We start from the raw sequence: 14,927 nt of genomic DNA on the forward strand, positions 1-14,927 counted from the left end.
GAAAGAAACTTCTCTCGACGAGTTTTACGGCGCTTCAGATTGTATTCTGCTTCGGCAAAGGTGACTTGGTGCATGATTCATCGTAGTCTTGACGGATAGATGAATACTACCAAATTAGCTCGGAATTATTCAGAGGTTCCTTAGGTGTCGTTTGATCTTTTTTATTCATACCAAACTAGTTAGCAACTAGATTTGGAGAACAGAAGGAAACATGATCCATCTATTGGATATTACTGGGGTAGAAGAAAAATATATACTCCTCTTGTGGTAGGCCATGGATTCTCCCCTGAATGCTCGCAATCAATATCCGTGCCTTAAACCGCCCAAAGTCAACTGTATCCATCCTCTCTGCCATTTCAGTAAACCTGAGAATGCTATCAGTGCGAATATACGAATTCATCCTTTAGTGCTGCTGATTGGTTTTATATAATCGCATATTTCCGGGTCGCAATTTATCTTATTCTTGGTGGAGCCAGGTTAGGGGTAAAAGTCACCCCGGCAATAGTGACTTGATAATTGATTTATCGTAGTCTAGAACGGTATCAAATTAATGCCAAATTTACTTTGAATTATCCAGAGATTCCCTGGAGTTGGAAAAGAGGCTGTTTCAAACAAGATAGTAAAAAACAATAATCTTTAGGGTTGCGAAAACATTATGTTAAATTTTCAATTTAACACTACAAAATGTATCATAAGTAGTCCCGGTGGCTTAAGTAATATTAGTGACATTTGTGATCAATTAAACCTAAATAAGCTGTTAGTGGTCACTGACCAAGGTATTGTAAATTGTGGTTTACTGGCAAAGCTGGAGGAGCAACTATACCGTAGGTTTGAGTTCGTCGTTTTTGATAAAATTGTCGCTGATCCAAAACAAGATAACGTTTTGTCAGCAGTAGCTTTGGCAAAGCAATATAATGTTGATGGTGTTATTGGCTTTGGTGGTGGCAGTTCAATGGATACCGCTAAAGTTGTTGCCGTCATGATGGATTCACGGCAACCTTTAGAGCAGTTATACGGATTTGAAAAGGTTCAGGGTGATCGCTTACCATTAATTTTAATACCTACCACTGCCGGCACCGGTTCAGAAGTAACGCCTATTGCGATTTTAACAACTGGAGAAACCACTAAAGCTGGCATTATTGCTAAACAATTACTGCCAGATGTTGCCTTACTAGATGCCCAGTTAACTATAGGATTGCCGGCTCATGTTACTGCAGCAACAGGTATTGATGCAATGGTACATGCCATAGAGGCATTTACATCCAAGCATAAAAAAAATCCCTATTCAGACATGTTGGCTAAGCAGGCCTTGCAGTTGTTATCGAAAAATATAGAACAAGCCACCCACCATGGCGAAGACATTGAAGCAAGGCAAAATATGCTATTAGGCGCTTGCCTGGCAGGTCAAGCATTTGCCAATGCACCGGTTGCCGCCGTACATGCGTTAGCATACCCATTAGGAGGCCATTTCCATATACCTCATGGATTGAGTAACTCTTTAGTGTTGCCGCATGTAATGCGTTTTAATCAAAGCGATGCCGCCAAACTTTATAGCGAGTTGGCGCCTTATATTTATACAAGCATTAATACCTCTCAACCAAATCAAAAAGTATGCTCCGATCTTATTGTTTTTATAGAACGGTTAATTGAGCGGCTAAAATTACCAAACACCTTAAAGCAATTAGATATTGGTGAACATCATCTAGAGAAACTCGCCACTGATGCGATGTTACAAACACGATTACTAATCAATAATCCCAAGCCATTGTCTCATGATGATGCACTCCTAATATATCAGTCTGCGTATGAGGGGGCTTTGTGAGTAAACAAGTTGTGTTACGTTCAGACTATTTTTGCATTGAAGAATTAACAACCAGATGGATGGATAATGATATCTATGGGCATGTAAATAATGTTATTTATTATTCATATTTTGACACCATTGCTAATTGTTTTTTGATTGATAAGGCTGGACTTGATATTCACTTCAGCGAGGTCGTTGGCTATATGGTGAAATCTGATTGTAATTATGTGGCTAGTATTTCTTATCCTGATAAAATATGCGGTGCGTTTAGAGTTAATAGAATAGGTAATTCTTCAGTCGAATATGGTGTCGCAATATTTAAAGATGGACGAGAAAATGCATGTGCATATGGTACTATGACACATGTCTTTGTCAATCGTCATACGGAGCAACCGACAAAAATTTCTGGTCAATTGTTGGAGGCATTACAAAGTGCATTTATCAGGCCTTGAATATTAAAAATATATTATTGTTGGGGCTGCATTATATACAGCATAAACTTATTTTTTTGAAGAGTAGCTAACTACTTAGGGTTCTTGAAATTAACCAGCCGATCGCCAACTGGTCTCCCGTGCTATTACAAAATGTGTCAGTTTTAATGTGAAACTTGGGTATACACTTTGAGCGTATTTCTAAAGTAGTGTATTTGCGATCGTAGCGTTGTGACAGTGATTAAAAAATTCTCAAGTATACATCGGCCATAAATGGAGCGTCTTTCATAGGATGGTCAATATTGTGTGCCTGTTGTGTCTTAGTGGTGGGTTTGGAGCTTTTTGCGCTATTTATAGCGAGATGTATATGTTTGTTGGCAGTGTATCCGTTCAATCTGTTACACTGATCCCTAGATCTGAAGCCAATAAATAATAATGTCAGCGATGATGTGGTCTACAACAAGATACTGCATCAGACTGGTCGACTATTATCACATCCTATTTATAAGCTGGTATGAAGAGATTTTATTTGTCTTAGGGGTGTTCCGTTTGTAAATTACGTATTCAGGCACGTATATGCAAGTTTTGAATAGGGTGTGCCATTGAAGGCGAACCCCAACATCATAGAATAAATTCTCGGAGGCACGCAGCGAAAAAAAGAATAAAATGCATTCTAGGGTGAGTTGTATTAATGTCTTTTGTGGTGCTCAAGAAGTAATTGATTTATTGCGTTTATTTTTGTGGTGGGTGATGGCAGCTCATGCAATTTGCAGTTGTAATACAATCATTCTTACTAAATTTAAAGTGAGCGGAAACACGTAGATATTTAGCAGGGTAGTCTGGCTGGCCGCTAATTGCTTAAAGAAAGCGATAACCCATCGATTTATTAGGCTGTTCCCAGTAGGTGTGTGGCTGGGGAGATACAGAAATATAAAGAAGCTTCTCCGTATATACTTTGAGCGTCTGTACCAGCTTGGAGTGGCTTGCCGACTATCAGTTTTTTGGGGTGGTCGGCCTTAGTGAGCTTTTAAGTTACAGGGAAGAGTGGTGTATAGATGCAGCTTTTTAATGAGCCGTTACACATTACGTCAGTTCAGTTGTGGTATGCATCTACAAATTCCGTCCACTCATCGATATTGAATGTTAACTTTGTTGCAATTTTATCCTTTTAAGTGCCTACTTTAATGCGAACGACCGGGGCTTCTCTTTGGAGGTTGCCTTCTTGTTTGGATTTAGGTTTTTATAATGGTTTTTTGAAAATGACTTATTTATATAAAGTGAGTGTCGGTATGTTGGCACTTTCTTCAGCTTTATTTGGATGTTCTGTAGCTAATGATATGGCTGATACAGAATCTAGCTCCGCTTTTGATAGTTCTGAGAAACTCCACAACCTTGCAAATCAATACTCCGAAGTTTTTTTGACTAATTCCCAGGCGGATTCCTATTTTCTAAATGTTCAGTCAGACAGGCATAATCTATTTCTTAACAATTCCCCAGATGGTTTTTCGTCTTTAGGTGATTCCGAAGATGAAATCTTGAAGAATCTGGCCAATATAGATCCGGCTAACTTGAAGTCAGATCAAGAGCGAGCTTTCTATTTTAAGCTCAAGGAGCAATTGGAAGCGAATGTTGGGGTGAGGGTCTGTAACGCAGAACTATGGTCCGTTAATCATATGTTTGGGCCTCATATCAGATTAAGCTTGCTAAGTGAGTTTCAGCCTGTTGAAACAGCACAAAATAAATCTGATGCGATTGAGCGTTGGCGCAGTGCCTCCGGTTACTACGAGCAGGAAATCATTAATCTGAAGGATGGGCTTAAACTGGGTTATTCTGCTCCTAAGAGCGTGGTTAATCGTGTTATTAAGCAAGTGGACGCATTAACTCGAATTCCAATTGATGAACATCCCTTCTTTAGCTTGGCTCAGCGTGCAGAGGATCCAAAGTTTGCGGCTGCTTTTAAGCAAGTTCTTGTCGATGATCTGATTCCGTCGATGAAGCGTTATAGCGAATTTTTGAAGACTGACTATTTGCCTAAGGCTAGAGTGGAGCTGGGTATTCATGCCATTCCTAATGGTCGTGAATGTTATATGGCTCAATATCGGTCCTATACAGGCTTGCAGAGGACTCCTGAACAGGTTTTTCAGTTGGGTTTGAATGCGGTTAAGAAAAATAAGATTGAAATTACTCGCTTGGGAGCGCTCTTTTACCAAGCAGAGTCCTTTTCAGAAGCTGTTGAGAGGGCTAGTGAAGATAAATCTCAGAAGTTCAATAGCGCAGATGAAATGCATGAATTTTATGAGGCGCTGGTGGCTAAGTCTAAGGATCTCAGTGCGGATTTCTTTTATGGAATGCCATCCATGGTAATGGAGGTAAAGGCTATCCCTGAGTATGAGCAGGGTTCAGGTAGGAGCGCTCATTATACTCCCGGTAATGAGGAGCGAGCTGCAAGGTTTGCTTATGATCCCACCACTTATAAGTCATCTTCTTACGCCTCCGCAGAGACGGTGACTATTCATGAGGGGTATCCCGGACATCATATGCAGATAGCTTTAAGCCAAGAACAGGATACTTTTCATCAGATTGAAAATACTTTTATGAATGGCGCATTTGTTGAAGGGTGGGGCAGGTACGCCGAGCATCTTGCTGAGGAGGCGGACATTTATCAGTATGCTTCAACAAGGATCTTAAGACGAGCATGGCCGGCACGGGGTATGGTTGCTGATACCGGGATGCATTTGCTTGGCTGGAGTAATGAAGAGGTTGCGGATTTCTTAAAGGAGTCGGGTGCTTCTTTTGCGAAAGATCCCAGTACATTGATGGATCGGATGGCGGTAATGCCAGCTCAGCTGACCTCTTATGATTCCGGGGCATTGGAAATCTTTGCGTTAAGAGAGCTTATGCAAAAGGAATTGGATGAGGGGTTCGATATAAAAGATTTTCACGAGATTATCCTGAAAAATGGTAGTTTACCGCTGCCCATGCTGAATGGAAAAGTTTGGGCGTTCATTCAAGAAAAGAAAAAAGGATAGATAAACCTGTTCAATAATGGCTAGGGCCCGTATGTTGCGGGTCCGATTCTGTAGTCGAGTTAACGTCTTTAAGTATTTTCTAACACGGATGTTAGCCGGATACCAAAGGATAATTTCTCGAAAGACTAATTCCAGGAAATTACGTTAACCATGTATCTCGTACTTTCAGATAGATATTTCTGATGTTTTCTTAGCCTATATAGCTGCAAATTAAGTTGATCGTTCATCAAATATTTGGGAGTGAAAAAGTGGGGCTAGCGTCTCTAAAATTTCTGTTCACCCCCTGATTTTTCGAGCTCTTGTGGTGACACGTTGGCGTGGCTTGGCTGTGCGCTTCCCCTTCTCGTTATAGAGGTGGGAAACTGAGCGTTGAGACGGTAGCCTACGGCTGCCAATACTGCCGATTACCAAAAATGATTGTTAATTTCATCCCATACTATTTGTCTTCAAGGGTAATCGATTAATGTGGGGCTAGGAGATGCTTAATAGAAAGCAGATTCTCGGTTACGAAATATTCGACTTTAAACAGAGTGACCGAATACTCACAAGTGGCATAAGCGGACAAGTAGAATTTCAACGGTATGTTTAGAAAGTAACCAAAATGTCGTTAAAGGATAAGGTAGGCTTAAGTGGTGATACTCCAAGGATTTAGTCGCATCCAAGTTCATATTGTCGATGTTTGAGCAATATGTTGTTCTCCTGTTTTTATACTGGCTATTGGTTTCAGTGTTCAATGGTCCTAGGTTAAAAGTGTAGTAGTTCATGCCTGGGGAATTTTCTTTCTATGGCTTTCACGCCACGTGTAATAGACTCTCCCGGGGAGAGAGGCTCTCTTGGACCTGGGCGATTCTTACTCAGAACTTTTGTACAAGAGGGTCGAATTTCGGGGTGCGTTCTCAAAATATCATATGGTGTTCTTTTATATTTCTTTGGTTAATATTTTGTTTACTAAATCCCCATCTGCCTGGAAGCTAGGTCCCGCATAATTTCTTCAGAGCCTCCACCAATCGCATTCACCCGAACCTCCCGATAAATTCGCTCAATCCGCCCACCGCGTATATAGCCAGCACCGCCTAACACCTGCATAGCTTCACGCGCACAGAATTCGAGGGTTTCTGTCGCCTGTACTTTGAGCAGGGCAATGTCAGCGACTTTTAGCTGGTGTTGTTGTTCTGCCCAGGCACACAGATCGAGATAAGCTTGGGTGGCATTGATACGTTGCAGCATCTGCGCAAATTTATGTCGGATGACCTGATGATTGGCCAGACGCTTGCCAAAAGTCTGGCGTTCTTGTGCCCATTCGATAGCATCTTGAAGGCAGACGCGGCTGTACTCGACACAGGAGGCGGCGATACCCAGGCGCTCGCGATTAAAGTTGTGCACTATCGGCAAGAAGCCTTGGTTTTCGCCGCCGATCAGGTTGCTCTCGGGTACGCGCACTTGATCAAAAAAGATACTGGCGGTATCCGAGCACCACCAACCCTGTTTTTTATCGAGCAGCTGCCGGCTCACGCCCTCTGCATCTGCAGGGATTAACAGTAAGGAAATCCCGCCGAAACCCTCGTCACCGGTGCGTACAGCAGCGGTAAACCAATTGGCGCGCATGCCGCCGGTTATATAGGTTTTTTCTCCGGTCACAATGTAGCTATCGCCATCACGTGCCGCGCGACATTGGATATTGGCCACATCGGAGCCGGCTCCGGGTTCGGTGACCGCCAGGGAAATATGTTTGTCGCCGCGTAAAACTGAGGGAATAACCCTATCTTTCAGAGCGTCGCTGCCGTAGTGCAGCAGCGGGGGCAGGGCGATGCCGTGGACCATCAGGCTGGCGTAGAGGCCGCCGGCGCCGGTGCGGGCCAACTCCTCGGCGGCGACGATCATGTGGAATGCATCGGTTTCAATGCCACCGTAGTTTTCCGGATAGCCCATCTTTAGAAGGCCAACGTCCGAAGCTTTTTTCCAGAGTTCTTCGGGCAGCTGCCCCTCTTCGTCCCATTGAGTGATGTAAGGGATGATCTCCCGGTCGACAAAGCGGCGCAGTTGGTTGCGCCATGCCTGGTGGCTTTCGTCGTAATAGGGGCTTGCCATGCGGGAGGCATCGATATCGTACATGGTGAACTCCTTTAGGATGTGGCGTCGCTGGGAATTTTGGCGCTTTCACTGGGTGCGGCTTCGATCTGCACCAGCAGTTGTCCGCCGCGCACCTGGTCTCCGGCCTGAGCGCCGAGTTTCATCACGGTGCCATCGCGGTCTGCCCTTAGGCTGTGTTCCATTTTCATGGCTTCCATTAGGGCAATGGTATCTCCACATTGAACGGCTTGATTGGGCTCGACCAGAATTTTCACCAGGCAACCGTCCATAGGCGCAGTAATTCGGCCGCTGCCCTGATTCAGGCTAGATTTTGCCGGTGCGTGGGTTATGTCCTCAAAATGGTACTGCCTGCCATCGCACAGTAGATAGAGGTCATTTTTGCGATGTAGGAACAGCCTTTTATAGCTGACGCCATTTACCAGTAGTTCTGTACTAAAGAGCTCGACTTCTTCTTGAAGCTTTACAAAATTGATTCGTTGAAGCTGGAATCGTCGGTCTTCAAGAGTGACTTGATATGTATTTTTTTCCAGCGCCAGTAGGTCGTAATTAAGTGGTTGCCCAGAAATTTCCAGGCGATAGCTTAGGGGAACGCTGCTATCACCATTGCGCCAGTCATTGCGACCGCTACGTTGGTCTTGAGGGTTGGCGTGGCGCAGGTGATTGAGTAGCACCGCTTGGATCGCAACGTCCACTGGAACCGGTTCGGGAGACGTCAACGAGTTGTTTTGGTCAAGGAAGCTGGTGTCCGCGTCGCCGGCAATAAACTGGGGTTCCGCCAGGATCTTTTGCAGGAAGTGCATATTATTTTTCGGGCCGATAAATTGCAGCTGGGTTAGGGCACGGGCGAGTTTGCGTCGCGCTTCCTCGCGATCCTGCCCCCACGCAATTAACTTGCCGAGCATGGGGTCGTAAAACGGAGTGATATCGCCGCCACTCTTTAAGGCGTGGTCGATACGGACTCCTTGCCCCTTTGGCGCCCTCCAGTGGAGTACTTTCCCAGCCTGGGGCAGGAACTGCTGCTCCGGGTCTTCCGCGTAAAGACGCACTTCTATGGCGTGCCCCTGCTGCGTCATTTGATGTTGGGCGATGGGAAGGGCTTCGCCACGGGCTACGGCTAGTTGCCAGGCGACCAGGTCAAACCCGGTCACCATTTCCGTAACAGGGTGCTCTACCTGCAGGCGAGTGTTCATCTCCAGAAAATAGAATTCGCCGTTGGGGCAGAGCAGGAATTCCACGGTACCTGCGCCTTGGTAGCCACAGGCGTGTGCGACGGTGACTGCGGCATTTCCCATTTTCTCTCGCAGATTGGTATCTACTGCGGGTGAGGGGCACTCTTCAACGACTTTTTGATGACGCCGCTGTACGGAGCAATCCCGTTCTCCCAAGTGAATGCAGTTGCCTTGGCTGTCTGCAAAGACCTGGATTTCAATATGTCGCGCATTGATCAGTGCCTTCTCCAGGATTAATTCATCGCTGCCAAAGGCACTCATGGATTCGCTGCGTGCCGCACGCAGCTGGGAGGCCAGTTCGGCATCTCCCTGGGCCAGGCGCATGCCGCGCCCGCCACCGCCGGCAGCGGCTTTGATCATCAAGGGAAAACCGATGCGCTGTGCCTCGGCGATCAGAGTGTCGTCGTCCTGGGCTCCCTGGAAGCCGGGAATACAGGGTACGCCGGCGGCAGCGACAAATTCTTTGGCTTTGCGCTTGTTGCCCATCAGTTCTATGACTTCAGCGCTGGGGCCGATAAAGCACAGTCCGCTCTCCGCACAGGCATTCGCGAAGTCCGCATTCTCGGCGAGGAAACCGTAGCCGGGGTGTACCGCAGTGGCCCCGGATTTTTTTGCTGCGTCGAGAATTTTGTGGATATCGAGGTAGGATTCCGCTGAGGTCTGTCCGCCGATTGCCACAGCGATATCTGCGCCCTGGGTGTGTAGCGCATCGCGGTCTGCGTCACTGTAGACAGCAACAGTGCGATAGCCCTCCGCCTGGGCGGTACGTATTATGCGCTGGGCGATTTCACCACGGTTGGCGATAAGCAGGGTTTCTGTTGTCGACATCAGTGCTGCCACTCCGGTGATCGTTTTTCCAGAAACGCGCGGGCGCCTTCTCGGCCCTCATGGCCCTGAATTGCGCGGGAAAATTCCTGTGCGGCGCCGTCCAGCAGTTGGCCGAGGGCGGTTTCGTCGCTGACTCGCGCCGCATCCAGCAATATCTGTTTGGTGGCGGCCAGTGCGCCGGGGGCACAGGCGTTGATGGCGCCCAGGTGTTCCTGAAGCGCGCCTTCGAGGGCCTCGGGTCCGTCGAGCAATTGATGAATTAATCCAATCGCCAAGGCTTGTTGCGCATTCACTTTTGCCCCGCTGAGGGCGAGGCGCCGGGCCTGGGAAAGACCAACCCGCGCCACCACAAATGGGGCGATCTGTGCAGGCGGTAAACCCAAACGGGTTTCCGGCAGGGCAAAGCGACAACTGTGATCGGCGATGGCAATATCAGCACTACAAGCGAGGCCAAAGCCTCCACCCATCACCGCGCCTTCGAGTACGGCAATGACTACGAGGGGAGTCCGGTTAAATTGCTGCATCAATTCGCCGAAGCGGCGATTGAGATGAAAGAAAGCATCGCGATCACCGTCACCCGCACTTTGTTGGGCGTTGAGCATATCGGCAATATCGCCGCCGGCGCAGAAGTTGTGTTCCGCACCCCGTAGTACCAGCGCCCGTACCTGCGGATCCTCTTCCGCTTCTGCAAGTTTTTGCAGAAGCTCATCCACCATTTGCAAACTAATCGCGTTGCGCTGCTGGGGGCGGTTCAGAGTAAGATGGCGGGCGATACCGATGGTTTCAACAATAATTGTCTGCACGGGACTTACCTCACGCTGTGGGTTTACGCTTGCCGGGCAATATGCCCATCAGCTTGCAGATGATGCCGAGCATCACTTCGTCGGCACCGCCGCCGATGGCGGTGAGACGGCTGTCGCGATAGGCGCGGTTGATAACGGTTTCCTCGATATAGCCCATACCGCCCCAAAATTGCAGGCATTGGTCTGGAATAGAGCGGGACAGGCGGCCCGCCTTGAGCTTGGCCATAGAGGCAAGGGTGGTGACATCCTCTCCCGCCACATAGGCTTCCACCGCGCGCCAGGTCAGTGAACGCAGGCACTCCACCTCTGTTTGCATTTCCGCAAGGGCGAAATGGATAGTTTGATTGTCAATTAATGGCGCTTTAAAGGCGTGGCGTTCGCGCACATAGTCGATCGTCGTGCTCACACAATTTTCTAGCCCCTTTAAATTCAACGCGGCACCAGCAAGGCGCTCTTCCTGGAATTGCAGCATCTGTAACAGGAAGCCGGCACCTTCATCACCGATACGGAAATGTTTGGGTACCCGCACATTGTCAAAAAAGATAGGGGCGGTTTCTGATGAACGCATGCCCAGTTTGTCGAGCTTTTCACCGATGCGTACGCCTGTGGTTTTCGCCGGAATAATAATCAGGGATTTATTACTGTGTGCCTTGCCCTCACTGGTGTTGACCAGGGTGCAGAAAAAGTCGGCACAGGGGGCGTTGGTGATCCACATCTTACTGCCGTTGATCACATAGTCATCGCCGTCACTTTTGGCGGTGGTTTTTATCGAGGCCACATCGGAACCGGCACCGGGTTCGGATACGGCAATGGCGCCGACCATTTCTCCGCGTACGGCGGGAATCAGGAACTGCTCTTTGAGATCCTGGCTACCAAAATTTGCCAGGGCGGGAGTACACATGGAAGTCTGGACTGAAATTGACAGGGGCACGCCACCGCAGTGGGCACCGCCCAGCTCCTCCAGGAAAACCGTTTCATAGCTGAAGTCGAGGCCGAGGCCACCGTAATCGCTGGACTTACTGATGCCGAGCAGGCCGAGGCCGGCCAATTGCTGGAAGATTTCGCGAATAGGAAAGCGACCGGCTTTTTCCCATTCTGCCACGTTGGGGTTGATTTCCAGCTGAACGAAATTTTGTACGGTGCGCTGCAGTTCCCGGTGTTGATCGCTGAGTATCATTATTGTTTTCCCTGCCTTGAAGTGTGAACCCGGTGATTGTGATAATGGGCAACGGCACTCCCTTGTTGCCCGGCGTTTTCGCTTTAAAACCTCGCCACGCCGAAGGTGTTTTTATTCAGTTGGCTGTACTCGGCCTCTTGGCAAACCTCCAGCAGCATGCCCAACAGTTTGCGTGTATCGCGGGGATCGATAATGCCGTCATCCCATAGGCGGGCGCTGCAAGCGAGCGCATCGGAATTGCCCTGCATAAAGGCACTGGTGTCGTTTTCCAGTTTGTCCAATACCGCCTCATCCACATTGCCGCCACGCTGCATTTTTTGTTCGGTGACGATACGCATAACTTTGCCGGCCTGTGCTGCGCCCATCACTGCCGTACGGGAGTTGGGCCAGGCAAAAATAAAGCGCGGATCGAACCCGCGTCCGCACATGGCGTAGTTGCCGGCACCATAGGAACCGCCTACCACTATGCTGAGCTTGGGCACGCTGGCGTTGGCTACGGCCTGAATCATTTTCGCCCCGTGCTTGATAATGCCGTTGTGCTCCACTTCGGTACCCACCATAAATCCGGTGGTGTTGTGTAAAAACAGTAGTGGGGTACCACTCTGTTCACACAACTGGATAAATTGCGCGGCCTTATTGGCTCCTTTGGGGGTGATGGGGCCGTTATTGCCGATAATGCCTACGGGAAAGCCTTCGATACGGATATGGCCACATACTGTCTGCCGGTCAAATTCCGGTTTGAAATCCAGCATGGCGGAACCGTCGGCGATTCGCGCGAGAACCTCGCGAACGTCGTAGGGTTTTTTGCTGTCGGCCGGAATCAGGCCGAGCAGGTCGTCGATCGGGAGGAGTGGATCTTGGTAATCTCTTTCTAAAGTATTCTGTTTTGGCGAGGGCAGGGCCGCGACAATTTCCCGCGCCATACGAATGCCATCGGCATCATTTTCGGCCAAGTAATCGCCACTGCCGGATTCGGTGCAGTGCATTTCTGCCCCGCCGAGACTCTCCTCATCGGCAATCTCACCGGTGGCGGCTTTCAGCAGCGGCGGTCCGGCCAGGTACATACCGGTTTGTCCACGCACCATGATCACATAATCCGATAGCCCTGGCTGATAGGCACCGCCGGCAGTGGCGCCACCATGCACAACGGTAATCTGTGGGATACCGGCGGCGGACATACGCGCCTGATTGGCGAAGCCGCGTCCGCCGGGGGCAAAAGTATCGGTTGCGTACATTAAGTTAGCACCGCCACTTTGTGCCAGGCTGACCACCGGCAGGTGGTTCTCCATAGCGATGCGCTGCATGCGCAGAGCTTTATCCATTCCGGCAGGGGAGATGGTGCCGCCTTTCACTGCGTAATTATCCACTCGGACCATACAGCGGCGCCCTCTGATCTGGCCGATGCCACAAATAGCACCGCCGCCAGCGCCGCTACCATCCTGATCGTCGTAGAGTTTGTAGCCGGCGAGTGAGCACAGTTCGATAAAAGGGGCGCCGGGATCAAGCAGCAGGTTGAGGCGCTCTCGCGGCAGTAGCCAGCCGCGATCGCGGTAGCGGGCAGCCTTGTTTTTTTCCGCCTGTACCGGTTTTTGCTCAGCCTCGCGAAATTCGCTGATCTGCTTCAGCATTGCGACTCTGTTGTCATTAAATTCTGCCGAGCGGTTATCCAGCTGGGAATCAATCGGCTGCATTAGAGCTTGCCCTCCGCTTCCAGCTCTTTCACCACCTGTGGCCGGTGTTTGCGATGGAAGCCGTTGAACCGGTTTGAGTTATTGGCGGCCTGTGGTTGCCACAGGGGGGAGTGGTGTTTGAGGCTGGAGCCTCCGTCAATGCGCAGGGTTTGCCCGGTGATATAGCTGGCGGCATCGCTCAGTAGAAAGCATACGGCGCCGCTCACTTCAGCCTCTTCGCCCAGTCGGTAGAGGGGAATACTGTCGCGGAAGCCCGGTAGCAGCTCGCGTAGGAATTCCGGATCGTAGGTGTCGAAGCCGCTGGAGAGGATGTAGCCGGGCGCCACAGCGTTGACTCTAACTCCAGAGGCGGCCCACTCCAGTGCGGCGGTTTCGGTAATATTTTCCATGCCCGCACGGGCGGCACCGGAGTGTCCCATCATGGGCATGCCACCGGAATTATCTGCAGTGATATTTACGATGCTACCGCCATGCTTTTTCATCGATTGCAAAAAAACTTCGCGTGACATTAGAAAACCGCCGAGCAGATTGCTGCGCACGACCGCATCGAAGCCTTTTGTATTGATCTGTTCAAGGGGGGAGGGAAACTGTCCACCGGCATTGTTCACCAGTCCGTGAATCGTCCCCTGTGCCAGAACGATCTGGCCGATAGTTTCCTTTACGCCTTCCTCATCGCGAATATCCAGGCTGAATACGCTGCACTCGCCACCATCGCTGTTGATCTCACCGGCAACGCGTTCCAGTTTGTCGAGTTTGCGTCCGATCAGCACCACATGGGCGCCAAGACTGGCGAGTTCATGGGCAATACAGCGGCCGATACCACTGCCGCCACCCGTGACGATATGGGTTTGTTCGCTAAAGCTGCCGGGGCGCAGCTGGCTTTGATAGCGCATGGGCATTTCCTCTTCTAGAGCCTTTGAGGGCTTTCTCAGTTTTTATTGTTTTAACGAGCGCTTGCGCCCGTGATTGGTAATGCGCAGAATAGCTTAACGCTACCAAGCAAGCGCTTGGTATTCAATAGTTGGCGCTTATTTGATTATGTAATTGATGAGCCGCTGTTTTGACCGCTATCAAAATACAAAGTAATGGGAGTCACCGTGCAAGAGGCTGCACAAGTACTGGAGGAGGCGCAGAGTGATCTGTCGCCGCAACAACTCATTGGGGCCCTGGTAAAAAAGGGTGAGCTAACAGACCCGGGATCTCCACGTGGACGTTTACTCAACGCTGCTGCGCGCCTGTTTGAGCAAAAGGGATTTTCCCGTACCACAGTACGAGATCTTGCCGCCGAGGTGGGTATTCTCTCCGGTAGTATTTTTCACCACTTCTCCAGTAAGGAGCAGATCCTCTGTGAGGTGATGAAGGAGGTCACTATTTTTGCCAGTGCGCGCATGCGCAGTGCGATGGAAAGTGCTGGTTCGCCACAGGAGAGATTGCGGGCTTGTATCCAGTCCGAGCTTGAAGCCATTCACGAGCAGGCGGTACCGGGGTTTTCCATCCTGGTGATGGAGTGGCGTAGTTTGTCAGAGGCAAGCCAAAAAGAAGTGCTGTTGCAGCGCGATGAATACGAGCAAATATGGCTGGATGCGATCAATACGGCCCAGTGTCCTGGCGGCGATGCCGCCGTGGTGCGTCGCCTTTTGGTTGGGGCTTTGAGCCATACCTACAGCTGGTTCAAACCGAGGGAGAAAGGTTTGACTATTCCAGAGCTGTCAGATCGTGTCTTTCAGATATTTGCGCCGTGATACTGCCGGCAAAGTGTCATTAAAACTGTGCACTTTGCCACCTTTCCTGCCAAATTATCCGCCGGCACCAGTTTCCTGAGAACTGGTGCCCACCTGACGTTC

General features: G+C 49.5%; 10 protein-coding genes. 4 read left to right on the forward strand and 6 right to left on the reverse strand.

Features of this window, described 5'->3' with window-relative positions; translation table 11 throughout:
• Positions 1-655: 655 nt before the first annotated feature.
• The 3 genes from Q1A69_RS15945 to Q1A69_RS15955 all read left to right on the forward strand — a co-directional run bounded on the left by Q1A69_RS15945 (position 656) and on the right by Q1A69_RS15955 (position 5,264).
• A complete protein-coding gene (locus Q1A69_RS15945; protein ID WP_299587488.1) occupies positions 656-1,822 on the forward strand; it encodes an iron-containing alcohol dehydrogenase in 1,167 nt (388 codons plus the stop codon).
• A complete protein-coding gene (locus Q1A69_RS15950; RefSeq protein WP_299587491.1) occupies positions 1,819-2,256 on the forward strand; it encodes a thioesterase family protein in 438 nt (145 codons plus the stop codon). Before Q1A69_RS15945 ends, Q1A69_RS15950 begins: the two co-directional genes overlap by 4 nt.
• A 1,205-nt stretch (positions 2,257-3,461) precedes the next feature.
• A complete protein-coding gene (locus tag Q1A69_RS15955) occupies positions 3,462-5,264 on the forward strand; it encodes a DUF885 family protein (RefSeq protein ID WP_299587493.1) in 1,803 nt (600 codons plus the stop codon).
• A gap of 948 nt (positions 5,265-6,212) precedes the next feature.
• On the opposite strand, the gene Q1A69_RS15960 is transcribed toward Q1A69_RS15955, so the two are convergent.
• From Q1A69_RS15960 to Q1A69_RS15985, 6 genes are all read right to left on the reverse strand, one after another.
• Positions 6,213-7,376, reverse strand: coding sequence for an acyl-CoA dehydrogenase family protein (locus Q1A69_RS15960; protein ID WP_299587496.1), 1,164 nt, complete (start codon positions 7,374-7,376; stop codon positions 6,213-6,215).
• Positions 7,377-7,387: 11 nt separating this feature from the next.
• The gene (locus Q1A69_RS15965) at positions 7,388-9,412 is read right to left on the reverse strand and encodes an acetyl-CoA carboxylase biotin carboxylase subunit (protein WP_299587499.1); all 2,025 of its coding nucleotides are present in this window, start codon (positions 9,410-9,412) and stop codon (positions 7,388-7,390) included.
• Entirely contained in the window at positions 9,412-10,215 is an 804-nt protein-coding gene (locus Q1A69_RS15970) for an enoyl-CoA hydratase-related protein (RefSeq protein WP_299587502.1), read from the reverse strand. Before Q1A69_RS15970 ends, Q1A69_RS15965 begins: the two co-directional genes overlap by 1 nt.
• 10 nt (positions 10,216-10,225) lie before the next feature.
• Positions 10,226-11,392, reverse strand: a complete 1,167-nt coding sequence (locus Q1A69_RS15975; RefSeq protein WP_299587505.1) for an acyl-CoA dehydrogenase family protein — start codon at positions 11,390-11,392, stop codon at positions 10,226-10,228.
• Positions 11,393-11,475: 83 nt separating this feature from the next.
• A complete protein-coding gene (locus Q1A69_RS15980; protein WP_299587508.1) occupies positions 11,476-13,083 on the reverse strand; it encodes an acyl-CoA carboxylase subunit beta in 1,608 nt (535 codons plus the stop codon).
• Positions 13,083-13,976 (reverse strand): SDR family oxidoreductase, encoded by an 894-nt coding sequence (locus Q1A69_RS15985; protein WP_299587511.1) that lies wholly within the window; start codon positions 13,974-13,976, stop codon positions 13,083-13,085. The genes Q1A69_RS15980 and Q1A69_RS15985 overlap by 1 nt, the downstream gene beginning before the upstream one ends.
• A gap of 204 nt (positions 13,977-14,180) precedes the next feature.
• Here Q1A69_RS15985 and Q1A69_RS15990 point away from each other — a divergent pair, with 204 nt between their 5' ends.
• A complete protein-coding gene (locus tag Q1A69_RS15990; RefSeq protein ID WP_299587514.1) occupies positions 14,181-14,825 on the forward strand; it encodes a TetR/AcrR family transcriptional regulator in 645 nt (214 codons plus the stop codon).
• The last annotated feature ends 102 nt before the right edge of the window (positions 14,826-14,927 follow it).

The organism is uncultured Microbulbifer sp., assembly GCF_947498635.1.
Classification (GTDB): domain Bacteria; phylum Pseudomonadota; class Gammaproteobacteria; order Pseudomonadales; family Cellvibrionaceae; genus Microbulbifer; species Microbulbifer echini.